This is a genomic window from Gardnerella sp. DNF00983, assembly GCF_049244265.1.
GTDB lineage: Bacteria > Actinomycetota > Actinomycetes > Actinomycetales > Bifidobacteriaceae > Bifidobacterium > Bifidobacterium vaginale_J.
This window is the reverse complement of the sequence record NZ_CP058392.1, coordinates 1,116,420-1,141,402: the sequence shown is the minus strand read 5'-3', so window position 1 is coordinate 1,141,402 and position 24,983 is coordinate 1,116,420. Positions and strand designations below refer to the sequence as shown.

Here is a 24,983-nt window from a genome sequence, read left to right as displayed (position 1 = left end):
CAGAAACTTTACAGCCGTGTATAGGAAATGTCGAAATTGCGTGTGCGTGTGCGTGTGCGTGTGCGTTGAGGGGGCATAATGCCAAAAATCAAAAGTCGGGCTGGCGGGATTTGAACCCGCGGCCTCTTCGTCCCGAACGAAGCGCGCTACCAAACTGCGCTACAGCCCGATGCTGAAACTCGCGAAAGCATATGCGCATAAAAGTTCCAACAACGTCCGTAATGTTACAGGTTGGCTAATACAAATTATTTTAAAGCGTGTGCAAGCCGCGCAAAGTAAGTCTCGCGCAAGCATATTGCGTACAAGCTGCGGAATCCCTTCGTAAACATATTACAAATTATCGCTACAGCTTCTGTGTAAACATATTACAAATTAGCACTGCAAGTCTCGTACAAAACCTGTATTACCTACTGGCTACAATTAGCGTTTATGACTGACACCAATACTGCAATGTCTGCAGCGCAAAATGCCGCAGAATCTGCCGCTAAAAATGCAGCAGAAAACGAAGCAACAGATACCGTCAATGAAATTGACACTGTTGAACATGCCGAAATGTTACTCGCTCAAGACGAAGCAATCGCCAAGCGCGTAAACGAAGGCGCAAGCCTGGATGAAGCAATCGACCCAAGCAATAAAGAATTTGGTCCACAAGCTCATCCTGAGCAGGTACAGATGCGCGTTGCTAAGCGCGCAATGATGCTTAAGGAGGGCGTGCAGCCTTATCCTGTGCATCTTAACGTTACGGATACTATCGAGCAGGTTCGTAAGCAGTTCGATGGCAAGCTTGAAGCTGGCGAAGAAACCGATACCGAGGTTGGTATTGCAGGTCGCGTGCTTTTCTTGCGTAACGCTGGCGGCTTGTGCTTCGTTAAGCTTTCTGCCGGTGACGGTACTACGATTCAGGCGATGGTTTCCAAGAAGGAAATTGGCGAAGAATCCATTAAAAGCTTCAAGCAGATGGTGGATTTGGGTGACCACTTGTACGTGCGCGGTCGCGTGATTTCTTCCAAGACCGGCGAGCTTTCCGTATTCGCAACCGAGTGGGCGATTGCAGCTAAGGCTTTGCAGCCGCTTCCAGCTTTGCACAAGGAATTAAGCGACGACACTCGTACGCGCAAGCCTTATATTGGCATGATTGCGGACGAGAAGATTCGCGATATGGTTCGCAGGCGTTCGCGCGCTGTGGCGTCTCTTCGCCGCACTTTCGAAACCCACGACTTCTTGGAAGTCGAAACTCCAATGTTGCAAACGGTTCACGGTGGCGCTGCTGCTCGTCCGTTCACAACTCACATGAACGCTTTCGACATTGACCTTTACTTGCGCATTGCGCCTGAACTTTTCTTGAAGCGCTGCTTGGTTGGTGGCATCGACCGCGTGTTCGAAATCAACCGCGATTTTAGAAACGAAGGCGTGGATGCAACTCACGCTCCAGAATTTACAATGCTTGAGGCTTATCAGGCTTACGGCACTTACGATACGATTGGCGCTCTTACTAAGGAGCTGATTCAGAAGGCTGCTATCGACGCTTTCGGTTCCACTAAAGTGACTTTGCTTAATGGCGAAGAGTACGATTTTGGCGGCGAGTGGAAGCAGATTACCATGTACGGTTCGCTTTCCGAGGCTTTGGGCGAGGAGATTACGCCGGAAACTTCCGTTGAGCATTTGGGTGCGATTGCGGACAAGCTTGGCGTTGAGCGCGATGAAGTTGAGAATCACGGCAAGTTGGTTGAGCACTTGTGGGAGCACTTCTACGAGGATAAGCTTTACGCGCCAACGTTTGTGCGCGACTTCCCAGTGGAGACCAGCCCGCTTGTTAAGGGTCACCGCACTAAGCCTGGAATGGTTGAAAAGTGGGATTTGTACGTGCGCGGCTTTGAGCTTGCAACCGGCTACTCCGAGCTTAACGATCCTGTTGTGCAGCGCGAGCGCTTTGTTGCTCAAGCTAAGGATGCTTTGGCTGGAGACGTTGAGGCAATGGATATTGATGAGGACTTCATTGAGGCTCTCGGCGTCGGTATGCCTCCTGCTGGCGGCATGGGAATGGGTATTGATCGCTTGCTGATCGCTCTTACGGGCGCAACTATTCGCGAGACGATTACGTTCCCACTCGTGAAGCCACTTCGCTAGTCGGTAAGTTTTAAGGGATAAAAGCCGTTGGCGCGACGACATGCTTGAGCGCAGCATAGCGCGCGCGAAAGCAACTCGGAGCGGAAACTCGCTTAGGTTGGAAGTCCGGGGGACTTCCAACGCGAGTTTCGTAGCGAGCGCGTTACCCACGCGAGCGTTGTCTCACGTTTGGAGCGCTATGTGACTGTCGTCGTAAGGCGTTAATAGACTAGGTAATTATGACATACAAATTAGTATTGCTCCGACATGGTCAGAGCGCATGGAATAAGACCAATCAGTTCACTGGTTGGGTTGATGTACCGCTGACTGAGCAGGGTGTTGAGGAAGCTAAGCATGGTGGCGAGCTTCTTAAAGAGAAGAACGTTCTTCCAGACATCGTGTTCACTTCTTTGCTTCGTCGCGCTATCAACACCGCGAATTACGCGCTTGATGCAGCCGACCGCCTTTGGATTCCAGTTCGTCGCAGCTGGCGTTTGAACGAGCGTCACTATGGTGCTTTGCAAGGTAAGAACAAGTCTGAGATTCGTCAGGAATATGGCGATGAGAAGTTCATGATTTGGCGTCGTTCTTACGCAACTCCACCTCCTGAGATCGATCCAAACGATGAGTATTCTCAGACGAATGATCCTCGTTACGCAGGTGATCCAGTTCCAGAAACTGAAGCTTTGGCAAACGTTGTGACTCGCGTAACTCCTTACTGGGAGTCGGATATTATTCCAGAGCTTAAGTCCGGCAAGACTGTAATGATTGCTGCTCACGGCAACAGCTTGCGCGCAATCGTTAAGATGCTTGACAACTTGAGCGAGGAAGAGATTTCCAAGGTGAACATTCCAACCGCTATTCCTCTGCTTTACGAATTGGATGAAAACTTCAAGCCAATCAAGCCTCGCGGTGAGTATTTGGATCCAGAAGCTGCTGCTGCCGGCGCTGCCGCTGTGGCTGCTCAGGGTCAGAAGTGAGATTCTAATTCGCTGGCTTAGGTTTGCTTAAGTTAGCTTTTAAAATAAAAGTAGGTTTGCAATTAATTTGCAGACCTACTTTTTTAATCAACTACTTTCGCTACTTAATCCATGCGCTTTACGCTACAACCGTGTCTTTATCTGGCTCCGGCTTCTTGGACGGATCGAATCCGGAAACAATAAACACAATTTGCCTTGCTACGGCAACGCAATGATCCCCAATTCGCTCAATAAAGCGGCTAAGCAGAACGACATCAATCAACTGCCTGCGCGTACCCTTCCAATTTTCGCCTTCTACCAGCTCAAAAATCTTCTCGTGCAATTTGTCGAGCGCATCGTCGCCAGCAATAATAATTTCCGCCATTTGCACGTCGCGATTTGCAACCATGGTTGTTAAGCGGCCTGACAGTTCGCGCAAGAAAACAACCATTGCAACAATAGTTTCGCGTCCTTCTTGCGCAATAGCAGATTCAGGCCAAGTTCGTCTAGTAATTTGAGCGATATGACTTGTTAAATCTCCCATGCGTTCAAACGTTGCAGCTAATCGCATTGTAGCTACAACTTCGCGCAAATCCGTTGCAACTGGGTTTTGGCGCGCAAGCAAAGTCAAGCATTGGTCAATAGTGCTTGCTTCTAAAGCGTCTAAGTCTGCGTCTTTATCGATAACAGTTTGAGCAGCTTCCAAATCCGCGTTTAAAAGCGCGCTTCCAGCATCGTTCATAGCTTTTGCTACAAGTTCTGCCATGCGTTCGAGGTTTGAAGCAATCGCCTTCATTTCTTCGTTGAAAATTACTCGCATGGTGCGTCCTTTCTCAGTGCTGTGAGTTTATTTGAACGCCTAGTTTGCATATCGCTATAAGTCAGGCATCCTATGCAATTATAGACGACACTGGTAACGAAGCGACCGAAACTTTACAGCGGTGTAAAGAAACTGCCGCTTTTTCGCGCGTAAGCGACCGTTACTTTACATCGGTGCAAAGTTTCTGCCGTTTTCTCGCTTTAATCCGACCGAAACTTTACTGCGGTGTAAAGTTTCTGCCGTTTTTTGGCGCGTAGCCGACCTTTACTTTACAGCCGTGTAAAGTTTCTGCCGCTTTTTAGTTGCATAGTTACAAAAGCGCGCAAAATATGAGATTATAGGAGTATGCCTCAAGGTTCTTCTGCGGTTGTGATCGTTGTATTTGTTGCTTTCGGCGTGCTTGCGTTGTGCGTTGTGCTCTCGTTGTGTGTGTTGATGTCGGATTGGTTTTCTACAGTTTTGCGTCTTTTTAAGCGAGCGTTTAATTATATTCGCGGCGCAAGGTATGGCGCAACCGACGACATAACCGACGACATCAGCGACAACCCAAGCGACAACGCAAGTGACGACATCAGCGACGACGCATCCCAAGTTTTGGCAATGCTCGACATGCCAACTGTTGTAATTGATGCCAACAATGACGTAATTCGCGCAAGTTCTGAAGCTTATTTGCTGGGTGTTGTTAGCGATGATTCGCTGTGCCAGCCTCGCGTTCTTCAAGCTGTTAATTCCGTACGCGCTTCTGGAGGATTCGAGCGTTTCTCTTTGGTTACTTCGACTCCTGAGCGTTATGTGTCAATAACCGCAAATCCTCAAGAGTCAACCACTGTTTCGCGCCCTAATTGGCTTACTGTTACGGCTGGAAGCATTGGAGGCGGTATCGTAGTTGTAATTATTGAGGATACGAGTGCAGCTCACCGTTTTGCGCAAACTCGCGACGACTTTATTTCCAACGTTTCTGAGCAGTTAATACGATCTACTCGCAACTTAACTCAGCTTACGAAAGTTTTGCAAAACGAACAGGTATCTGCGCAAAAAATTAAAGATATTGCGCAAATTGCCGGTAAATCTTCCAAGAAACTTGAGCACATGCTTGAAGATTTGTTGTGGCTGGTTCGCGCTCAAAATCCTATTGACTTAGATTCTGCGCAAGTATTTTCTTTGAATGATGTTTTGTCGTATGTGCAAAATCAAGTTGCTGCGTTTGCTAAGGATTGTTGCGTACGTGTTGTGTCAAAAGTCGATTCGCGCTTATGCGTGCGCGGTGAAATTTCGCAAATTCAAGCTGCAGTACGTAAATTAGTTGAGAATGCAATTACATATTCTCCAAAAAATTCTACAGTTTCGCTATCTGCGTCGCTATCTACAGATGGTCAATACGTTGTGATCCGTGTTGTAGATCGCGGAGTTGGCATTGATTTGCAAGATCAGTCGCGAATTTTTGAACGATTCTATCGTGCGAATAATCAAAATAGTCAAAGCCAGGATGGTGTTGGTTTAGGGCTTGCAATTGCTAAGCATGTGGCACTTACGCACCACGGAAATATTACGCTTTGGAGTATGCCGGGGCAGGGTACTACCGTAAGTTTTGCGCTACCGATTGCAAGTAAATAAGTAGCAAGTAAGCAGCAAATCAGCAAATCATCAAATCAGCAAATCAGCAAATCAGCAATAAACTATTTTCCTAAGCGCCTGTAGTCCCATCGGTCAAAATGTTCCCAAATTAATAGCAGAACGCCAATAATTGTTCCCGATGCGCAAAACAACACAGGAAACCAAGTCGTAATATGCAATAACGCAACGATAAGCGCAATTATTGTTGCGACTAGCCACGCGATCGTTCCTATAGAAAAAACCTTTCGCAAATCAACGCGCAGCGGTTTTGGTGCTGCTTTTCGTGCATCAGGATTAACTATAGGTGCAAATTTCATACTTCCAACCATACAACTTACCGAAGTCTAAGTGTGACAATGGCAGCTTAAGCGCGAAAATTAGCGGATTTAGGCTGTATGTGTTTCTTACATCCTAACCACGTTGTAACCTTTCACATAGAAGATTGAAAGAAAGTCAGTTGGGGGTGTAGCGTTTGTGCGCTGCGTTCCACGTTTAACGTAAGAAAGTGATTAGTATGAGACATGCTGCACATGGTGCCACAAAAGCAAAGAGGCGTGGTGATTCGCCGCTTTCGCTGTTTGTAGCTCAGCATGGAGCGCATGGTGTTCATGGTGCGCATAGTGTGCGCGGTATGCGTTCTGTTCAAGCTAATCGTGTTAGTGAGCGTTTGGCTGCGGTTGCTACTAGCAATGGTGCTGTTGTAGAGCTTCCGGAAGCTGTTTCTGAGCGTTTGCAGGAGCTTGTTCCTCAAAGCAGGCGTGCGCTTAGGTTGTCTAAACTTGCTAATGAGCGTCGTCGCAATTTAATACTTTCGGCTTCTCTTGTTGCAATGGTTGGTACTGTTGCAGCTACTATGGCTTTAACTAAGGTTAATAGTTTTGATTCTCGCGCTTCCGAATTTGAGCCGTCTGTGACTGCGGTTGGCGACACATCTTCAACAGTTTCGCGTTCTAGCCAGCGCGAGTCTCTTGATCCTATGGCGACTATTAATAACGCTGTTGACTCTATTGAGAATGCTGCTAAAAAATCGAATAATGCGGACTCTGCTGATGCTGCAAATAGCGCAAATGAAAATAGTTTTGCTCGCTCGGATTCGAAGCACGAAAACTTAACCAATAAGGTTGCTAATTCAGTACAACCTGGCACTTTTTCTACTGTATCTTCAAAGTCTGATTCGTGGAATTTAGGTTCTGATTCAGGCTTTAATATTGCGGAAATGTCGCGTTCTGCTGCGAATAATCCTAAAGTTGCTTTGTTGATGGATAAAGACTTTGACGTTTTGCCGAAGGGCTTTAATCCAAATCACGCAACTGGGGATACCGGTAACGCGTATGAGTTCAGCCAGTGCACTTGGTGGGTGTATATTCGCCGACATCAGTTAGGTTTGCCTGTTGGCTCGCATTTTGGCAACGGAAATATGTGGGCTGATTCTGCGCGCAGTCTTGGCTATTGGGTAGATAATTCCGCTCGTCACGTTGGCGATATTATGGTGTTCCGCTCAGGTCAGGCTGGTTCTGATCCGTTCTACGGGCACGTTGCAGTTGTTGAAAAAATTAATTCAGACGGTTCTATTGAAACTTCTGAATGTGGCGCTTCTTACCAAGGACGAACTTTCTCGCGCAAGTTTGACGCTAAGGAAGTTTCTCAATATCAGTTTATTCATTACTAAAGCTGCATTGCTGAAGCTGTATTACTGAAGATTCGTTACTAAAGCTAATTATCAAGGCGCGTTACTGAAGCTGCATTACTAAAGCTTCGTTACTAGAGCTGCTTTGTTTGTTACTAAAATTAGCTTGTTTATTACTGGCGTTGCTAATTTCTTTCGTATGTAATACCCCGATGATATACTGCAAAAAGTATGCTAAAACAAAGTAGAATTTTCTCAGTTTTTGTATCAGCTGTTGCAGCAGCTTCAATGCTTACTGTTATGGCGCCATTCGCCATGGCAGAGTCTTCGCATGAGCTTTCCGAGTCAGCTGTCACTTCTACGCGCGCATTTCCAAAGGTGACGAATGTGCGTCGCGATATTTTAACTGAATCCACTTCTACTGATGTCGATGCAAATTCTCATTGGGGTGGCATAGAAAGCTTGAATGTACCTCAAACTAAGACTCCTAGCGAACAAGCTGCTGAAGTGGCACGCCGTGCTTTTGCTGGAAATGCTGCTGCAAGCCGTTCTGGTTTCCGCAGTGGTGTTGAGCAGGTTCCTCTTGCTTCTGTAGTTCCTCCTGACGATAAGTCTGTTGCTTCTCTTTTGAATTTTGCTACTCAATTCTTAGGCAAAGTACCGTATCGCAGCGGTGGCAATACTCCTGCTGGATGGGATTGCTCTGGTTTTGTGCAGTATGTTTTTGCTAGTGTTGGTGTTTCTTTGCCTCGTACTTCTGGAGCGCAGGCGACTGTCGGAACTCCAATCCCAAGTTTGGCTCAAGCGCAGCCTGGAGACATTATCGCGAATGCGCAGCATGCTTCTATTTATGTTGGTAACGGCATGGTAATTAATTCGCAGCTTGCTGGCACTAAGTACGATCCTATCCGCTACGTGTTCCCAGGCGCATACTCTATTCGTCGCGTTCTGTAGTTTCTGTAGTTTCTGTAGCTTTTGTAGCTTTTGTGGCTTCTGTAGTCATATATCGCAAAACTGCCAACACTCAATCTAAAATTACGCTACAATAGTATTTACAAGTTGTGCGCGAGTGACGCTGCTGTCGCGAGTGCAAGTATGAGGAGGTTGGCAATGATCCCAGAAAAAGCTGTATTGGTTGGAGTTGACGGCTCACACGCGAGCTATAAGGCGGTTTGGTGGGCTGCAAATTACGCAAAGCATGCTGGGTTGCAATTGCAAATTGTTTGCGCTTATTCGTTGCCAAGTTATGCTGCTGTTTCTTTTGATGCCACTTACACTGCGATTGGTGACGATAATGCAGCTCATCACGATGCGCAAGAAATTCTATCTAAAGCAAAAGCTGTTGCTCTTGAGCAGGGTGTTGACGCGACTACGCTAATTGTTACGGGCGATCCTTCTTCGGTTTTCGTGGAGCTTTCTCGTAACTATCAGCTTATTGTGATTGGCAATCGCGGCAAAGGTGGCTTGGCAGAGCGTTTGCTCGGCACAACTAGTTCTTCGCTTCCAGCTTATGCGTATTGCCCAATTGTGGTTGTGCCTTACACTGACGATGACGGTCAGCGTATTCACTTGAATAATACGATTACGCGTGTGGCTGTTGGTTCTGACGAGTCAAAGTGGGGACTTAAAGCTCTTGAAATTGCGGCTGATTTGGCGGATAGCTGGCATGCTGAGCTTGATGTTATTTCCGCAGTGCCAAGAGTGCAAGGTGCTGAGGGCGATACCGCTGTTATGGGCTCGTATATGGAGGATCTTGAGGAGCGCGTGAAGCCAATTTTGCAGCGTTTGCCGGATTTGCAAATTCATCGAACTGTTGTGCCTGGTTCTGCTGTTGAAGCTTTGACTCAAGCTAGTTTGAATCATGATCTTGTGGTTGTTGGTTCTCGCGGTCGCGGCGGCTTTACCGGTTTGCTGCTTGGCTCGATTAGTCAGGGATTGTTGCAGCATTCTTCGAGGCCTGTGTATGTTGTGCCGCGCAAGTATGTGGAATTTAGTGCAGCTCAGGTTGCGGCAGCGCAAAAGCAGCATTCTGAAGCGTCTATTGACGATATTTCCGGAGTGCATGAGGTTGATGTGCCGAAGGCTGGTAAAGAAGCTGCTAAGGAGATTGAGCAAACAATCGATCCACTGCGATAACGCTACAACTGCCTGAGATAACGCTCGCGTTGCTGCGCTTGCTGTGCTGCGCTCAAGCATGTCGTTACGCACACAAAACACAACCCAGTTTCTAAAACTCAACCACACGAACCTGCCCTGCCTTCGTCAATCGAGACGAAGGCAGACCTCGCTTGCGTTGAAAGCACACCGTGCTTTCAACCTTGAGCAAGCTCGGCGCTCCGAGTTGCTTTCGCGCGCGCTACGCTCTAAGCGCGAAAGCATGTCGTCGCGTGCGCAGTCGCTCATCCGCACTAGTAACGAAAAACGGCAGAAACTGTGCGCGTGTGTAAAATAAAGGTCGTCTACGCACTAAAAAACGACCAAAACTGTGCAGCCGTGTACAGTTTATGCCGCTTACCAGTCAGATTCCGACCAAAACTGTACAGACGTGTGAAGAAAAGGTCGGCTACGCAACTTAAGCCGACAGAAACTGTGCAGCGACGTACAGTTTATGCCGCTTACCAGTCAGATTCCGACCAAAACTGTACAGACGTGTGAAGAAAAGGTTGGCTACGCAACTTAAGCCGACAGAAACTGTGCAGCGACGTACAGTTTATGCCGCTTACCAGTCAGATTCCGACCAAAACTGTACAGACGTGTGAAGAAAAGGTCGGCTACGCGCTAAAATCCGACCAAAACTTTACAACGGTGTAAAGGAAAAGTCGTTTGCACGCTAAAAAACGACCAAAACTTTACAGCTGTGTACAGTTTATGCCGTCTACGCGTTGTGCTGAGCTCAAGCACGTCGTCGTGCCAGCGTTTGGAGCGCGCAAGTCATCTAGTCTTGCGGCTCTTGCGGCTCTTTCGTCTCTTGCGACTTCGCTTCAGTATTCTCGCGCTTTTTCAGCATAAAACGCGCGCGCCTGGCATCTCGCTTAGCTTTCTTTTCAGCGAGCTTTTCCTTGTTCATCTCAATTGCGCGCTTGTAAATCTTAAGCAGCTCAAGCGCTTGGCTCTTAAAATCGTTATTCTTCGAATACTCGAGCACGTTCGCCTTAAGCTGAGCCTGCTCAGCCTCACTCATATTCAAAACTTTACTAAAAACAGCCTTAAAATCTTCCTTAGTATCCCACTGATACCCGTTTTGACCGCTAATAATCTGCTTCTCATTCGGCACATCATGCTTTACAAGCGCAAACAGACCGGAAGCCATTGCCTCTAGCATCGAAAGTGAGTGCATTTCGGAAAGTGAGGCGGTTGTGTAGTAGTCCATTGCGTGCAAATACTTTGGAATTTCCGTGTGAGCAATAGGTCCAAGCAAGCAAATTCTGTCGTCAAAACCATTATCTGCCACGCGCTTGCGCAACGATTCCAAATCAGGACCGCCGCCAATAACAAATAAGCGCGCTTTTTCGCGAGGAAAATCGCAATACATAAAGTTGTCAATTAATTCTGAAATATTTTTTTCAGCGCCGATTCTACCAACGAAAACAAACAGCTTAGTAGAGTCAGAAACGCCATATTTTTCGCGGAAAGCTTTGCGGAATGCAAGTCGCTCAGGCGTTGGTAGGAACTTTTTATATTCCACAGCATTATTCAGCACGATTACTTTTTTATCAACCTTCTGACGGTCAATATATGCCTGTGCTTTAGGAGACATGCTCGTAATAATTGTGGCATTTTTCGAGAATCGCATAAAATATTTCGCCGAAATATTGCGAGAGAACTCAGTAAAATGCTTTAAACCAATGTAAAACAGGAATTTATCGTATTCTGTGTGAAGCGTGTAAATAACGGGAATGTGCTCTTTTTTTGCTACTTCCAAGCCGATTTCGCCAATGCCAAATTCGTTTTGAATATGAATAACATCCGGCTTAAATTTAAGAGGAAGTTGCTTTCGCATGTGACCAATCGGAAGCGCAACGCGGTATTTGTAAAGCTTTTTAAGCAATATGCCCGGAACGTAAACAACTCCATCTTCAAGCTTGGTTTTGCGCTGTTTTTCGGAGCCGACCGTGACTACTAGCACTTCATGACCAAGCTCTTCATACATCTTTTTGAGCATGTAAGACTGTGTTGCGACGCCATTTATGTACGGTGGATACGTTTCGGTAAAAATAGCGATTTTCAAAGTTTCCTCCGGTTGCATACATGCATGCGTAGCGTCATTATTGCGCAAATATCTTGTGTACTCAATTGTGCCACACGTGGTGAATTTTAGTGTGATTTTAGTGTGATTTTAGTGCAAGTTTAGTGCAAGTTTAGTGCAATTTTTCGCGACTTTTGGCGCGACTTTTGGCTTGTTCTAGCTGCGAACAGTAACGTTTACGCTAACTTGCGCGCCTTTTTCGAGCGTATGCTTAACAGTACAACCCCTGGAAATGTGGCGTTCCATGCGCTCCTTTAGTGTGGACGCATCTTCCTGGCTGAGTGCAGGTTTTGCGCAAGTTGCGTCAAGAGTGACGTCTTCTTGAAAACGCAAGTATGCGCCTTCCTCCGCGTCGTACGTGCCGTTTACTACAACTCGCGCTCCAGCGCCCTCGCCAATAGCGTGTTCTGCAGCGTACTGGCTGCTAAGAGCTGTGCAACCAGCTAAAGCGATTTGCATTAATTCAACCGGGTTGAACATGCCTTCGCCGTGACCAAACTTCAAGCTCACACCGTCGTCGCTGTGTGCTTCCCAAGTGCCGTCTTCGTTGCGCTCTACCCATAATCTTCCAGACATTTTTGCTCCTTTGCTGTAGTCGTATTTGTTCATGTTATCGTAAGGATTGTAACTTTGCGTTCAATTGCCGAAGCTAGCGTTTTGCGTGGTAGGCATATGGTTTTACAAGCGCGATTCTTTAAATTTATTAGTGCTTTGTTAACATGGCAGCATGGCTTTAACAGAAGAAGAACTTGCCGCAATTCGCGCGCGCGTACCACAAAAACCGCTTTCCAGCATCCCAACTCCTTACGAGGATTTAGTGCGAAAAATCCTTACGGAAGGCACTTTAAAATCAGATCGCACTGGCACTGGCACGATTTCGCTTTTTGGTCAGCAAATTCGCTTCGATATTAGCAAATACTTCCCGCTTATCACCACGAAAACCGTGTTTTTCAAAGGACTTGCGTACGAGCTTCTTTGGTTCCTTAAAGGATCGAGCAATGTGCGTTGGTTGCAAGAAAATGGCGTTCATATTTGGGACGAGTGGGCGGATGAAAATGGCGATTTAGGTCCTGTTTACGGCGTGCAATGGAGGAGTTGGCCGGCGCCGACCGCGGAAAATCCAAACCGCACAATCGACCAAATCGCAAACGTTCTGGATCTTATGAAGAATCACCCAGATTCTCGCCGCATGATTGTTAGCGCTTGGAATCCTGCGGAAGTTGAGCATATGGCGTTGCCGCCTTGCCACTCGCTTTTCCAGTTCTACGTTGCCGACGGCAAGCTTTCGTGCCAGCTTTACCAGCGTTCTTGCGATATGTTCCTCGGTGTGCCGTTTAACATTGCGTCTTACTCGCTTTTGACGATGATGATGGCTCAGCAGGCAGGTTTGGAGCCGGGCGAGTTCGTGTGGACGGGCGGCGATTGCCATATTTACGATAATCACGTTGAGCAGGTGCTCGAGCAGCTTTCGCGCGAGCCATACCCGTATCCGCAGCTTGAAATTCGTAAGGCGGATTCGATTTTTGACTACGATTACAGCGATTTTAAGGTGGTTGATTACAAGCATCATCCGACGATTAAAGCGCCTGTTGCGGTGTGATTGGTTGCGGTGTGATTGGTTGTGAATTATTTAGCTTGATTTTGCTTGATTTAGTTTAATTTTTTGCTTGATTTAGCGTGTGAGGTGCGTATATGGCAAACAGCGTGTCGCATAATTTCCCTGTGCGACTGATTTGGGGCGAGGCTTTTGGTTTGGACGGCAAGCCCGGCGCGATGGGCGTAAACGGAGGCATGCCGTGGCGACTTTCGCCGGATTTGCGCTATTTTAAGGCGATGACTATCGGCTGCCCTGTGATTATGGGTCGTGGCACGTGGGATGCGATGCCGCCGAAGTTCCGTCCGCTGCCTGGGCGTGAAAATATTGTTGTTACGCATAATCCTGATTTTGTGGCGGATGGTGCGCGTAGTTTTACTAGCATTGACGCGGCTTTGAATTATGCGCGCGAATGGCTGGAAAATAGGGAAGCGCTGGAAAATAGGGAAACGCTTGAAAATCAGGAAAGCGCATCTCAAGACGCATCTCAAGACTTGCCGCAAGACGGACGCGCAATCTGGGTTATTGGCGGCGCTGCGATTTTGCGCGAAATGCTTGCGAATTATCATGCGGACGCAGCTTACGTAACGCAAATCGATGCGAAAGTTGCAGCGGACACATTTGCTCCGAATATTCATGCATTGGTTGATGCAGGAAAATGGCATGTTGCGCGCGAAGGCGAGTTTGAGGAAGCGCTGCTGAAGGTTGGTAGCGAAAGCAATCCTGCACGATACCGGTTTATGGTATATGAGCCTGCGCAGTAAACAAGAAACCGCAAAGTAAACGAAAACCGCAAAATAAACGAGAAACCGCAAAGTAAACGAGGAAATATGACTGAAGAATCAAGCAAAATCAAGGTCGACGCGCGTCACCCATATACCGTTATGACGGTTTGCACAGGCAATATTTGTCGCTCGCCAATGGCGGAAATCGTGTTGCGCAACGAGTTTCAATTGAGGGGATTGGGCGACGTCGTTGCCGTGCGTTCCAGCGGTGTAAGCGACGAAGAGTACGGAAATCCGATTGACCGCCGCGCGCAAAGGGAATTAACTAAGCGCGGATACAGGCTTCCTGCTTCGCATTTTGCGCATCGAATTGAAGAGGATGAGATTGCGGAAACGAACCTGTTTTTGCCGATGACGGCTTCGCATATGCGTTCGCTTTTGCGTTTGCTGCCGCTGCAAAAGCGCGAACTTGTGCACATGTACCGCGCGTTTGATCCGTCGCTTCCTAAGCCGCAGCCGGGTCGCGAGATGTTGCTTGACTTGGCAGATCCGTGGTACGGAGGTCCTCGCGAATTTGAGGTTGCGATGGATCAGGTTGAGCAGTGCGCGCCTTATATCGTCGATTGGGTTGCTGCGCGCATTGACCGAGCTTGAAAGCGGCAGAAACTTTACGTGCGTGTGAAGAAAAGGTCGTTTGCGCGCGAAAAAGCGGCAGAAACTTTACGCGAGTGTAAAGAAACTGTCTCGCAAGCTGAACAAAGTAGGTCGTCACGTTTGCGAATATAGTTTAAATTTGTAGGTATAGTTTTACAGGCATCAATTACCGCTCTGTTACTTTTAGTTTGGAGGATTTATGGCAGGTTTGGCTGTCGAAGACGTGCGCGCTCGCGTGCAGGACGCTTGGAATGACGTAGTTTCCGTGCTGAATAAGAAGATTTCGCTGGCTGCGGTGTCGGCTAAGGGCATTGCTGGCGAGCATATGCAAAAGTCCGCGCAATACGTGGCTGGGGTATTGCGTGAGGTTGGTATTGACGCGCGCGTCGAGCAGTCCACGAATCCGGACGGCACTCCAGGAGCTTTCGAAGTGGTCGGCTCGCGCATCGTAAGCCCAAGCGCGCCAACGGTTTTGCTCTACGCACATCACGATGTGCAGCCAGTTCCGGACCCATCCGAGTGGGAAACCAACCCATTTGAAGGCACAGAGCGCGACGGTCGCCTCTACGGACGCGGCTCAGCCGACGACGGCGGCGGAATCGCAATTCACTACGGAGCTTTGCGCGCGCTAAGCGACGATTTGCGCGTAAATATTAAGGTTTTCATCGAAGGCGAAGAAGAGATGGGCTCGCCAAGCTTCATCCCGTTCATTGAATCGCATAAAGACGAGTTCGAATCCGACGTAATTATCGTGGCTGATTCGGGCAACTGGTCCGCCGAAATTCCAAGCCTTACAACGAGTTTGCGCGGAAATACAGACGTAGACGTAAAGGTTAAAGTGCTCGGCCATCAAGTGCATTCCGGACAGTTTGGCGGTCCGATTTTGGACGCTTACACGCTCGCTTCCATGCTTATTGCCTCGCTTTACAACGAAGCTGGCGACTTGGCAGTTCCAGGAATTGAAGCTCAGGAGCCGGTTGGCGGTTTGCAGCGTGATTTGGACGAAGCGCAAGTGCGTGCCGACGCTTCCGTGGTCGATTCTTATAAGCTTGCCGGCACCGGCTCTCTCGCCGCGCGCATGTGGACTAAGCCAAGCTTGACGGTAATCGGCATGGACGCACATCCTGTTGAGGGCAGTTTTAATGTGATTGCGCACGAAACTAAGTTGCGTCTCTCGCTTCGTACCGCGCCTTCGCAGCGTCCGGAAGAAGCGCAAAAAGCGTTGTGCGACTTCTTGGTATCTCACGCGCCTTTTGGTGCAGAAGTTACTGCAGAGCCGATTGATAACGGCATGGGTTGGGCAATGGATCCTGATGCTGTTGCAACGAAGGATGCGCTCGCTTCTATGCGCGATGCTTTTGGCGTGGAGCCGGTAAACAAGGGCGAGGGTGGTTCGATTCCGTTTATTCCGGAACTTCAGCGCATCTTCCCGAAGGCGCAGGTGCTGGTGACGGGTCCGGAAGATCCTAAGTCCAATGCGCACAGCCCGAACGAGTCGATTTCGCTTTCTGGTTTGCGCGGAAATATTGTGACGGAAGCGCTGCTTTTGGATCGATTGGGCGAGTAATTCTGGCTAATTTTGCGCGCAGGCGGCATAAACTTTGCAACGCTGTGAAGTTTCTGCCGCTTTTTGTTGCTTAAACGGCTTTTTCTTTACACAGCTGCACAGTTTCTGCCGTTTTTTGTTGCGTAGCCGGCTTTTTCTTTACACGCGCGTAAAGTTTCTGCCGCTTTTGTGGTGATTCCCGACCGAAACTTTACGTTACTGTAAAGTTTCTGCCGCTTTTTGCTGCGTAGCCGGCTTTTTCTTTACATGCGCGTAAAGTTTTTGCCGCTTTTGTGGCGATTCCCGACCGAAACTTTACGTTACTGTAAACTTTCTGCCGTTTCTGCCGTTTCCGCCGCGTCTGCATGCGTCTAGTCTGTTGAGTAATCTGCAAACATGACATGGAATCCATTTGCAAAGAAAACTGCCAATAACGAGGGCGCATCTACTCCTTCGTTGCAAAAGAAAGTAGCGGATGCAGAATCGTCTGTAGCGACGAAATCTCGCGAAAAGAACGCGCCGACTCCTAAGCGCAACGCTGCTCAGGCGCAAAAGCTTCGCCCGCTAGTGCCGGCAGATCGCAAGGAAAGTGCAAAACGCGCGCGCGCTCGTCTTCGCGAATCCGAGAATTTGCAATACAACGCAATGCGCACTGGCGATTTGGCGCATATGCCAAAAATTGAGCAGCTTCCGTGGCGTGTGTATATTCGCGATTACGTGGATGCTCGAATTAATATTGGCGAGTTTTTCATACCAGTTGCAGTGCTGATTATGATTTGCTTGTTTGCGCTATCTAATTTTGTGATTGTTTATTTTGTTTTCGCAGTGTTCTTGTACGCGTATTTGTTTGCATCTGTAATTGACATGTTTGTTATGTGGCGTAAGTTGCGCAAGGAGCTGATTCGTCGTTTTGGCGATGTGGCTGTGTCGCGCAAATCGCGTTCCGGCATGTACGCATTCAGCCGTGCTATGCAGCTTCGTCGCTGGCGTTTGCCTAAGCCGAGTAGCGCAAAGCGTGGTAACTGGCCGAAGTAAGTGCGCAAGTAAGTGCGCAAGTAAGTGCAAATTTATTAATATTTGCACAAGCTACTATTATTATTTGAGATACTCAAAATAACGCGAATATCATGGGGTAAACGCATGGCACAAGATAAAGCACAAAGCAAATCGCAAGGCGCGTCTCAGGGCGCGACGCAAGGCATGAAGCAGCCTAAGAAAAAGCAGGGCATGTTCTCGCAGATTATACGTATTTATAAGTACACGCATTCTGACGATAAGCAGCTGCCTTTGTTCCTGTCTTGCGCGTTTGCTGCGCCGATTTTGGTTGCTGTAATTCTTGGAATTGTATCTCGTTGGTCCATTTTGATGTGGATTATGATGCTTATTACAGCGGCGATGCTTGGTTTGCTGCTGTTTACTGTTGTGCTTACGAAGCGCGCAGATAAAGTTGGTTACGCAAAGTTGGAAGGTCGTCCGGGTGCAGCTGCCGGCATTATTTCTGCGATTAATAAGGGCGGCTTTACTTTTCCGCAGCAGCCTGTGTGGGTGGATGCGCGCACGAAGGATGCGCTTTGGCGCGGCACTGGTTTTAACGGAATTTTCCTCGTTGGTGAGGGTAATTACGAGCGTTTAATGCATGCTATGGATCGACAGGAGCACGCTATTAAAAGCGTTACTGCCGGATCTAATATACCTGTATACCGTATTGCTGTTGGTAATGGCGAAAATCAGGTGAAGCTTAAAGAATTGCGCGGAAAGGTGTTGCGCTCGAAGACGTTACAGCCTGTGAAGCACAAGTTCGCGTTGTTCGATAAAATTCATCCGAACCGCCGATTCTTCCTTACTAAGACGGAGCTTGCGATTTTGAATGAGCGTTTGCGCACGTTGCAAAGCAAGAGTGGATTTGGCATTCCGAAGGGCATCGATCCAACGCGTCCGCAGCGCATAAGCCGTCGTGCAATGCGCGGTAAGTAAATTATTCTTGCGACGGATTGGCGACAGTTACTTTACGTAAATGTGAAGGAACTGTCGCTTTTTGATGAGATTTCGACATTTTCTGTACGTGGCTGTAAAGTTTTGGCCGGAATCTGGCTGGGAAGCGGCATAAACTGTGCACCGCTGTAAAGTTTTGGTCGTATTTTCTTGCGCTCGCGGCATAAATTTTACACGTCTGCACAGTTTCTGCCGTTTTTTAGCGCGTAGGCGACTTTTTCTTTACATGCGCGTAAAGTTTCTGCCGGGATTGCGCACGTAGGCGGCATAAACTGTACACCGCTGTAAAGGAACTGTCGTGCGTAAACAATTAGTCTCGTTGCGGCGTGCGTCTACGCGCTGCCGTACAATCGTCAATCGACACGGGTGCTCTGTGTGCTCGCTTATGCAAGCGTGAACATTCAGAGCTGAGAGAAAACCGCTTGAACGTGAATCCGGGTAATACCGGCGCACGGAGGTCTGTTTTTCCCGTGCCTGGAGAGGTTGTTGCAAGGTTTCGTTGTAACGCAAGGTATTGCATTGCGCACAATGTAACGCATTGCAACACGTAACAAGAAAGGCACATTTTTTATGTCAGAAGAATTAAAAGAGAAAGCTAAGATTAATTGGCGCTGGACCGTCGCTGATATTACTGTTACGGTAGTTATTGGCGTTGCTTCCGGTGTGATTTTCTGGCTTGGCTATTTTACTCATCATTTCCTCGATGTTCCATTTGCTGCAGTTCCTGGTTTGAATTGCTTGTACTATGGTTTGTTCTATTTCCCTGCTTGCTTGGCTGCAATTATTGTTCGTAAGCCTGGAGCTGCATTCTTAGGCGAGTTTGTTGCTGCACTTACCGAATTTCTTATTGGTACCAGCTGGGGTGCAAGTGGAGTTTTGATCCCAGGTTTAGTTCAGGGTATTTTTGGTGAGATTATTTTCCTCTTCTTCCTATATCGCGTTTGGAATGTTTGGGTTGCTACTCTTGATGGTGCGTTTACAGCATTTGGCGGCACTGTGATTTCCTACATTCTTTGGGGTGAAGGTACGTCAATCTTTAGCAATTACATGATTATCAGCACAATTTCTGGACTCGTCTCTGGTGCGATTATTTCGGGCTTGTTGATGTGGTATTTGTACAAGGCAATTTGCTCAACTGGCGCGTTGGATCGTTTTGCATCTGGTCGCGTAGCTCGTGCTTAGTTGCAATTTGCTAAATAGCGAAATTAAAAATTAAAAATTAAATATACTAAAAATTAAAATCTATCATTGCCATAAAGGATTTACTATGCCTGATGCTACTCAATCGCAAGAATCTGAAACTTTCCTTCCAGCAGATTTAAGTGATCGCAAGAGTATCAGCAACGCCAGTGATGCTAATAAAACTAGTGACGCTAGTGACGCTAGTGACGCAAGTGACGCAAGTAGAGCTAGTAATAACGCTTCTAACGCAAGTAACGCTGAACTTCGTTTTGAGAATTGGGGTTATCGTCATGCTTCCCGTCGCGCTTTTGCTGTGCGCGGGTTGGACCTCACGATTAAGGCGGGGCAGCGCGTGTTGCTGCTTGGCGCATCAGGCATAGGTAAGTCCACGATTTTAAGCGGCGCGGCAGGTCTTATTGGCAATGATTTTGTGGCGAAAAATAGCGAAGATAGCTCGAAAGATAGCGCAAAAAACAGCGCAAATAGCGTAGAAAATAGCGCGAAATACCAGCAAACCACTCTCGTCGAAGATGCCGATGGTGGCGTGAGCGAGGGTTGCGTTTTGGTTGACGGCGTGCCGGTTCGACGTGCGCGCGGTCGTGTTGGTTTGGTTTTGCAGGATCCGGATGCACAGGCGATTTTCCAGCGTTTGGGGGATAACGTTGCGTTTGGTCCGGAAAATATGAACGTTCCGCGCGGCGAGATTTGGGATCGCGTGCGCAAAAGTCTTAAAGAAGTTGGGTTGGATGGCTTGCAATTGCATCGCTCAACTTCGCATTTAAGCGGCGGTCAGATGCAGCGTTTGGCGCTTGCGGGCGCGCTCGCTATGCAGCCGAGTGTGCTGCTTTTGGACGAGCCGACTGCGAATTTGGATCCGGATGGCACGCAGCAGATTGTGGGTGCTGTGCGCGCGGTTTTGGATTCTACGCATGCCACGATGGTGCTTGTGGAGCATCACGCGGAGCCGTGGATAGAAATGATCGACCGCGTGGTTGTGCTTGGGCTTGAGAATGATGAAGCTGCTAAAGGGAAAGCTGCGAACGAAACTGCGAACAACGAAACTTCTCGCGACGAAACGGTTCACGACGAAACCGTTCATAGCGAAACGGTTCACGATGACGATATTGCGCGCGCGGCTTCTTCGCGCACGGTGATTGTGGCGGACGGCACGCCAGACGAGGTATTTAATCGCACTGATTTGGACTTTGAGGATCTTGGAATCTGGCTTCCTGAGCGCTACAAGCGCAACGCAAAGTCTTACGAAAAATCTTCCTTAACTACAAAATCTTCCGAAAATGCGGAATCTTACGAAAAATCTTTTGCAAATACTTATTCCGCAAGTAATTCTTCCGCAAGTAATTCTTTCGCAAACGCGCAATCTTCTGAAAAATATTACGAAAACTGCGATCCAGCAGAAGGCTACGGAGAAGTGCTACTTTCCACGAAAGACCTCGCAATCAGCCATAATAGCGAGCCGATTGCGCGTCACATCAATCTTGAGTTTAAAGCCGGGCAGATTACGGCTTTGGTCGGCTCGAACGGTGCTGGAAAGTCAACGCTTTCACTCACTTTGGCTGGTCTTTTGCCGGCAGTAAGCGGTGAGGTTGTGGCGAGTGATGCTCTTGCTCAAGGCGCGAACGGCACGGATCCAATGAAGTGGAAGTCGCCTGATTTGGCGAAGCGCATTTCGTACGTTTTTCAGAATCCGGAGCATCAGTTTGCGTGCGGTTCGGTGTTGGATGAGGTTATGTTGGGGCCGCTTCGCACGGGTGTTTCGCCGGATGAGGCGCGCGCGAAGGCTCAGGAGTTGCTGAAGCGATTCCGTTTGGCGCGTTACGCGAACGCGAATCCATACACGCTTTCGGGAGGCGAAAAGCGCCGTCTGACTGTTGCGGCGTCGCTTGCTGCGGCTCCGCGTGTGTTGATTTTGGATGAGCCAACTTTTGGGCAGGACCGCAAAACTTGGTTGCAAATTATTCGCTTGATTGCAAGCCTTCGCAGCGAGGGTGTGAGCATTATTGTGGTGACGCACGACCGCGAGTTGGTTGAGGCGTTGGGTGCGCGCTTGGTTGAGCTTGTGCCGGATGCGAAAGCTGAAGCTGCTGAAGTGGGTGGTGCTGAAGCTGAAGCGAAATCTACCGAAGCGCTTGCTGCAAAATCTTCCGAAACAAAATCTTCCGAATCGCTTTCCGCAACTACCGGCGCAACCGACATTTCGCGTATCAAAGTGAGCGCAGTAAACAATCGCGATGAGGAAGCGAAACTTTCCAGCAAATCGCCACTTCTTGCGTCAATTAATCCAGTATTTCGTATTTTTGGAGCGTTCGCGGCTTCGATTCCGCTGCTTTTTACGCTTGATTGCGTTTCTGCTTCGGTCGCGTTGCTGCTGGAATTTGTGATTTTTGCGTGCATTAAGCTTCCGCCATGGCGTGTGATTCGCCTTTCGTGGCCTGTGTGGGTGGGCGCGCCGACTTCCGCGCTCACTGTGTTGCTATACGGTAAAAGTGGCGGAAATACTTGGTTCCAGTGGTGGCTGATGCATGCTACGGATCGTTCGGCTATGCTGGCTGTTGCAACTTCGCTCAGGATTTTGGCGATTGGCGTGCCGTCGATTGTGATGGTGATTGGGCTTGATGCTACGGATTTGGCGGATGCTTTTAGCCAGGTGCTGCATTTGCCGGATCGATTCGTGTACGGCGGTTTGGCTGGAATTAGGCTGTTTGGTGTGCTGCAGGATGATTGGGCGGCGCTGACTGCGTCGAGGCGTTCGCGCGGTTTGGGCGATGAGCATCGCGTGAGGGCGTTCTTCCCGCAGTCGTTTGCGCTGCTTGTGCTTTCGATTCGACGCTCGACGACGCTCGCCACGGCTATGGAAGCGCGCGGTTTTGGGGGAGTTGGCGCGCGTTCGCACGCTCGCGTGAGTCGTGTGCGTGCGCGCGATTGGTGGATTTTTGCTGTGTGCGCGATTGTGCCGTCGGTTGCTGTTGCGGCTGCGCTTTACTTCGGCGCCTTCGCTTTCCTCGGCGGTGCGTGAGTTTTTCTGTGCGCGCGATGGCTACTTTTGATAGCTGTTTTTTTTTTGATAGCGGCTTTTGATAGCGGCTTTTGCTAGCGGCGCGTTATTTCCTTTACGCCGATGTAAAGTTTCTGCCGCTTTTTGGTGCGCAAACGACCTTTTCTGTACATGCGTGTAAAGTTTCTGCCGTTTTTTGCCGCGTATCCGACCGAAACTTTACTCCCGTGTAAACTTTCTGCCGGAATCTGGCTGGGAAGCGGCATAAACTGTGCGTGCCTGTAAACTTTCTGTCGTTTTTTCGCGCGCGCTGTGCTGCGCTCAAGCAGGTCCTCGCGCATCCTCACTAGCGTGTATACTTTCTCGAGTCGCGGGCCTGTAGCTCAGTGGATAGAGCGTCTGCCTCCGGAGCAGAAGGTCGTGGGTTCGAATCCCATTAGGCCCACTTTTGATTTTCTACTTTCTCTACTTTCCCTACTTTCTCTACTTTCCCTACTTTCCCTACTTTCCCTACTTTCCCTACTTTCCCTACTTTCCCTACTTTCCCTACTTATCGTCGTAGTGGCCTCTGCAGGCGTAGATTATAATCGCGTCATCTGTAAATGAGTAAACGATTCTATCCTTATCGTTTACTCGTCTACTCCAGCAACCGGAATAGTTTCCTTTGAGTGGTTCAGGCTTCCCTTTTCCGTCTATTGGATTCCGCATAATCTCTTTAATAATATTGTTGAGCTTTTACGAGTCTTATTATCGCTTTCCCAATAGAGATAGTCGTTCCAGGCATCTGGAGTCCAAGCAATCTTTCTCATTGTTTGAACCCTACGTCCTAATCCATTATTAGATTGTGCTCTTCGAGCTTGATGGTTCCATTTCTCACGCCGTCAATCTGCGATTTCAAATATGCTTGATTTGACGGTTCGTAAAACGGATCTAGCGAAAAATCTAGCGGTATCCTCTTTTCGCGACCAATAGTTTTAATAAACACGTTCAGCGCGGCGCTCATAGAGATTCCGAGTTCTTTGCAAACTCGTTCTGCGTTGAGTTTGTCTTCTTTCTTTGCTCGAAAGTTTACGTTTACTATATCTGTTGTTGCTGTAGTCATTTTGGACTCCTATGTCTATGTTGAATTTTGTACTTTTTCTCATACTCGCATATAAGTATACAATAATTCTATATAATGTAACGTAAATATCATTAATTATGCAAGCAATTATTGATGATTTTCTTGCGCGACGACCTGCCTGAGCGCTGCGATTTAGCGCGCGAAAGCAACTCGGAGCGCCGAGCTTGCTTGGGGTTGAAAGCGCGGTGTGCTTTCAACGCAAGCGAGGACGTGAACGCGGCTAATCCGCGCGAGCTACACGACATGCCTTTTCGCTTGGAGCGTAGCGCGCGGCTGCACAGTTTTGGTCGCTTTTTGGTGCGTAGGCGACCGTTTCTTTACACCGCTGTAAAGTTTCTGCCGGGATTGTGCGCGTAGGCGACTTTTTCTTTACACGTGCGTAAAGTTTTGGTCGGAATTTGGCTGGGAAGCGGCATAAACTGTGCGCTGTTGAGTAGTTTTGGTTGCGTCTCGCACCTCCCGTCTCGCACTTCGCCCTTAGCACCTAGCATCACGCACTAAACTTAGCAAGCACTATTTTCGCTTGTTGGCGTGCGTTAAATATCACTGTATCGTGATATAATTACCGGTATGATTTAATGCTTATAAAATAAATCAGAAAGAAACTAGAAATAAATCAGAAAAAGAAAGAGGGGGTGAATGTGCCTGTAATTTCAAGGTTTTATGGGATTGTTATACGAATGTATTTTGCCAGCGCAGAACATAATCCGCCGCATATTCATGCTATTTATGGCAATTATGTTGCTGCTCTAGATATTCAGTTATGCAAAGTCATTGATGGATATTTGCCAAAGCGCGCAGAGTGCATGGTGATTGAGTGGATAAAATTTCACAAAGATGAGTTGATTACTATGTGGAACACTCAAGAATTTAAGAAAATAGAACCGCTGAGTTAATACGCTAGTACGCTAGTACGTTTAAGTTTTTAAGCGCTTTAAGCAGATTAATCAGAAGAATTAGTGCATTAGCGCGTTAGTAGGGTAGCGCGTTAGTAGTGTTGGCAAAGACTGAGCGTTTTGCAATAGCGTTTTGCAATAGTGAGTTTTTGTAATAGTGAGTTTTGCAAATGTGACAAAGGAGAGATTATGAAGTTTCATAAGATTAAAGATGTAAAAGCGTGTGCAAATATGCGTCTTCGTGTGCAGTTTGTAAACGGAACTTTTAAAGAATACAATGTGCGTAATCTGCTGAGCAAGTTTCCAACGTTTAAAGCGTTGGAAGATCCAGAGTTGTTTAATAAAGTTGTTGTAGATGTTGGCGGATATGGCATTGTTTGGAATGATGATTTAGATGTTTCGTGCGACGAGTTGTGGAACAATGGTAAGCAGATTAAAACGCCGTTTGACAATTTAATGTCTTTTGCGGACGCGAGCGATTTGTGGAATTTAAGCGAGTCGACTCTTAGAAAAGCGGTGTTGTATAAGAAGCTTATTAAGGGCGTTGATGCGCAAAAGTACGGCAAGCAGTGGGTTGTTACTCGTAGCGCAATGGTTAGAGAGTATGGGAATCAGGTTGGTGCTGATTGAGTTGTGTTCGCACCTTCTGTCCGCATTCGTGCACAGTTTCTGCCGGATTAAGGCGAGCAAGTGACCGTTTCTTTACGCCGCTGTAAAGTTTCTGCCGTTTTAGCGCGCGTAGGCGACTTTTTCTTTACATGTGCGTAAAGTTTTGGTCGGAATTTGGCTGGAAAGCGGCATAAACTGCGCGCGGCTGCACAGTTTTTGTCGGATTAAGGCGCGTAGGTGGCTTTTTCTTTACACAGCTGCACAGTTTTTGTCGCTT

General features: G+C 48.0%; 21 protein-coding genes, 2 tRNA genes and 1 pseudogene. 17 read left to right on the top strand and 7 right to left on the bottom strand.

The genetic code is table 11. The features are described from left to right. Nucleotides 1–95: 95 nt before the first annotated feature. Nucleotides 96–169 (bottom strand) — tRNA-Pro (locus HXT34_RS04310). 260 nt (nucleotides 170–429) lie between these two features. On the opposite strand from HXT34_RS04310, the gene lysS reads away from it, so the two are divergent. Both lysS and HXT34_RS04300 read left to right on the top strand, forming a co-directional pair. Beyond that, on the top strand, nucleotides 430–2,127 hold the full coding sequence (lysS, locus tag HXT34_RS04305; protein ID WP_421784530.1) for a lysine--tRNA ligase: 1,698 nt from the start codon (nucleotides 430–432) through the stop codon (nucleotides 2,125–2,127). A gap of 218 nt (nucleotides 2,128–2,345) precedes the next feature. Beyond that, a complete protein-coding gene (locus tag HXT34_RS04300) occupies nucleotides 2,346–3,086 on the top strand; it encodes a phosphoglyceromutase (protein ID WP_004112459.1) in 741 nt (246 codons plus the stop codon). 118 nt (nucleotides 3,087–3,204) lie between these two features. Here HXT34_RS04300 and phoU read toward each other — a convergent pair whose 3' ends face one another. Next, nucleotides 3,205–3,885, bottom strand: coding sequence for a phosphate signaling complex protein PhoU (gene phoU, locus HXT34_RS04295; protein ID WP_415687353.1), 681 nt, complete (start codon nucleotides 3,883–3,885; stop codon nucleotides 3,205–3,207). Nucleotides 3,886–4,230: 345 nt separating this feature from the next. Between phoU and HXT34_RS04290 the strand changes: the two genes are divergently transcribed. Then, entirely contained in the window at nucleotides 4,231–5,499 is a 1,269-nt protein-coding gene (locus tag HXT34_RS04290; RefSeq protein WP_421784528.1) for a sensor histidine kinase, read from the top strand. A 62-nt stretch (nucleotides 5,500–5,561) separates the two neighbouring features. On the opposite strand, the gene HXT34_RS04285 is transcribed toward HXT34_RS04290, so the two are convergent. Beyond that, on the bottom strand, nucleotides 5,562–5,828 hold the full coding sequence (locus tag HXT34_RS04285) for a DUF2530 domain-containing protein (protein WP_391496310.1): 267 nt from the start codon (nucleotides 5,826–5,828) through the stop codon (nucleotides 5,562–5,564). Nucleotides 5,829–6,013: 185 nt separating this feature from the next. Here HXT34_RS04285 and HXT34_RS04280 point away from each other — a divergent pair, with 185 nt between their 5' ends. The 3 genes from HXT34_RS04280 to HXT34_RS04270 all read left to right on the top strand — a co-directional run bounded on the left by HXT34_RS04280 (nucleotide 6,014) and on the right by HXT34_RS04270 (nucleotide 9,262). After that, complete coding sequence (locus HXT34_RS04280) at nucleotides 6,014–7,168, top strand: CHAP domain-containing protein (RefSeq protein WP_421784526.1); 1,155 nt, start codon at nucleotides 6,014–6,016, stop codon at nucleotides 7,166–7,168. 189 nt (nucleotides 7,169–7,357) lie between these two features. Next, nucleotides 7,358–8,080 carry a C40 family peptidase gene (locus tag HXT34_RS04275; RefSeq protein ID WP_415687361.1) on the top strand — a complete coding sequence of 241 codons (723 nt, stop codon included), beginning with the start codon at nucleotides 7,358–7,360 and terminating at the stop codon, nucleotides 8,078–8,080. Nucleotides 8,081–8,236: 156 nt separating this feature from the next. Next, a complete protein-coding gene (locus HXT34_RS04270; RefSeq protein WP_004105206.1) occupies nucleotides 8,237–9,262 on the top strand; it encodes a universal stress protein in 1,026 nt (341 codons plus the stop codon). A 799-nt stretch (nucleotides 9,263–10,061) separates the two neighbouring features. Here the strand turns inward: HXT34_RS04270 and HXT34_RS04265 are convergent. Together HXT34_RS04265 and HXT34_RS04260 are read right to left on the bottom strand one after the other, a co-directional pair. Further along, on the bottom strand, nucleotides 10,062–11,372 hold the full coding sequence (locus HXT34_RS04265) for a glycosyltransferase (protein WP_415683374.1): 1,311 nt from the start codon (nucleotides 11,370–11,372) through the stop codon (nucleotides 10,062–10,064). Between the two features lie 156 nt (nucleotides 11,373–11,528). After that, on the bottom strand, nucleotides 11,529–11,948 hold the full coding sequence (locus HXT34_RS04260; RefSeq protein ID WP_421784523.1) for an OsmC family protein: 420 nt from the start codon (nucleotides 11,946–11,948) through the stop codon (nucleotides 11,529–11,531). Between the two features lie 151 nt (nucleotides 11,949–12,099). Between HXT34_RS04260 and HXT34_RS04255 the strand changes: the two genes are divergently transcribed. The 9 genes from HXT34_RS04255 to HXT34_RS04215 all read left to right on the top strand — a co-directional run bounded on the left by HXT34_RS04255 (nucleotide 12,100) and on the right by HXT34_RS04215 (nucleotide 22,523). After that, a complete protein-coding gene (locus HXT34_RS04255) occupies nucleotides 12,100–12,972 on the top strand; it encodes a thymidylate synthase (RefSeq protein ID WP_004105202.1) in 873 nt (290 codons plus the stop codon). A gap of 92 nt (nucleotides 12,973–13,064) precedes the next feature. Further along, nucleotides 13,065–13,730: a dihydrofolate reductase gene (locus HXT34_RS04250; RefSeq protein ID WP_415683377.1), complete on the top strand. Its 666-nt coding sequence runs from the start codon at nucleotides 13,065–13,067 to the stop codon at nucleotides 13,728–13,730. A 66-nt stretch (nucleotides 13,731–13,796) separates the two neighbouring features. Beyond that, nucleotides 13,797–14,345 (top strand): low molecular weight protein-tyrosine-phosphatase, encoded by a 549-nt coding sequence (locus tag HXT34_RS04245; RefSeq protein WP_415683378.1) that lies wholly within the window; start codon nucleotides 13,797–13,799, stop codon nucleotides 14,343–14,345. A gap of 199 nt (nucleotides 14,346–14,544) precedes the next feature. Then, complete coding sequence (locus tag HXT34_RS04240) at nucleotides 14,545–15,912, top strand: dipeptidase (RefSeq protein WP_415683379.1); 1,368 nt, start codon at nucleotides 14,545–14,547, stop codon at nucleotides 15,910–15,912. 375 nt (nucleotides 15,913–16,287) lie between these two features. After that, a complete protein-coding gene (locus HXT34_RS04235; RefSeq protein ID WP_119526910.1) occupies nucleotides 16,288–16,926 on the top strand; it encodes a DUF3043 domain-containing protein in 639 nt (212 codons plus the stop codon). A 165-nt stretch (nucleotides 16,927–17,091) separates the two neighbouring features. After that, nucleotides 17,092–17,865: a DUF4191 domain-containing protein gene (locus HXT34_RS04230; protein WP_415683565.1), complete on the top strand. Its 774-nt coding sequence runs from the start codon at nucleotides 17,092–17,094 to the stop codon at nucleotides 17,863–17,865. A 588-nt stretch (nucleotides 17,866–18,453) separates the two neighbouring features. After that, the gene (locus HXT34_RS04225; protein WP_421784520.1) at nucleotides 18,454–19,065 is read left to right on the top strand and encodes an ECF transporter S component; all 612 of its coding nucleotides are present in this window, start codon (nucleotides 18,454–18,456) and stop codon (nucleotides 19,063–19,065) included. Nucleotides 19,066–19,150: 85 nt separating this feature from the next. Then, a complete protein-coding gene (locus HXT34_RS04220; protein ID WP_421784518.1) occupies nucleotides 19,151–22,099 on the top strand; it encodes an ATP-binding cassette domain-containing protein in 2,949 nt (982 codons plus the stop codon). A 351-nt stretch (nucleotides 22,100–22,450) separates the two neighbouring features. Next, nucleotides 22,451–22,523: transfer RNA gene (locus HXT34_RS04215), tRNA-Arg, on the top strand. Between the two features lie 101 nt (nucleotides 22,524–22,624). Here HXT34_RS04215 and HXT34_RS04210 read toward each other — a convergent pair. Together HXT34_RS04210 and HXT34_RS04205 are read right to left on the bottom strand one after the other, a co-directional pair. Then, nucleotides 22,625–22,887, bottom strand: a pseudogene (locus HXT34_RS04210) (Txe/YoeB family addiction module toxin). 17 nt (nucleotides 22,888–22,904) lie between these two features. Further along, on the bottom strand, nucleotides 22,905–23,180 hold the full coding sequence (locus HXT34_RS04205) for a type II toxin-antitoxin system RelB/DinJ family antitoxin (RefSeq protein ID WP_019260758.1): 276 nt from the start codon (nucleotides 23,178–23,180) through the stop codon (nucleotides 22,905–22,907). A 662-nt stretch (nucleotides 23,181–23,842) separates the two neighbouring features. Between HXT34_RS04205 and HXT34_RS04200 the strand changes: the two genes are divergently transcribed. Both HXT34_RS04200 and HXT34_RS04195 read left to right on the top strand, forming a co-directional pair. Then, nucleotides 23,843–24,097: a DUF4160 domain-containing protein gene (locus tag HXT34_RS04200; RefSeq protein WP_165844139.1), complete on the top strand. Its 255-nt coding sequence runs from the start codon at nucleotides 23,843–23,845 to the stop codon at nucleotides 24,095–24,097. A gap of 189 nt (nucleotides 24,098–24,286) precedes the next feature. After that, entirely contained in the window at nucleotides 24,287–24,727 is a 441-nt protein-coding gene (locus tag HXT34_RS04195; protein WP_415683382.1) for a helix-turn-helix domain-containing protein, read from the top strand. Nucleotides 24,728–24,983: the final 256 nt, after the last annotated feature.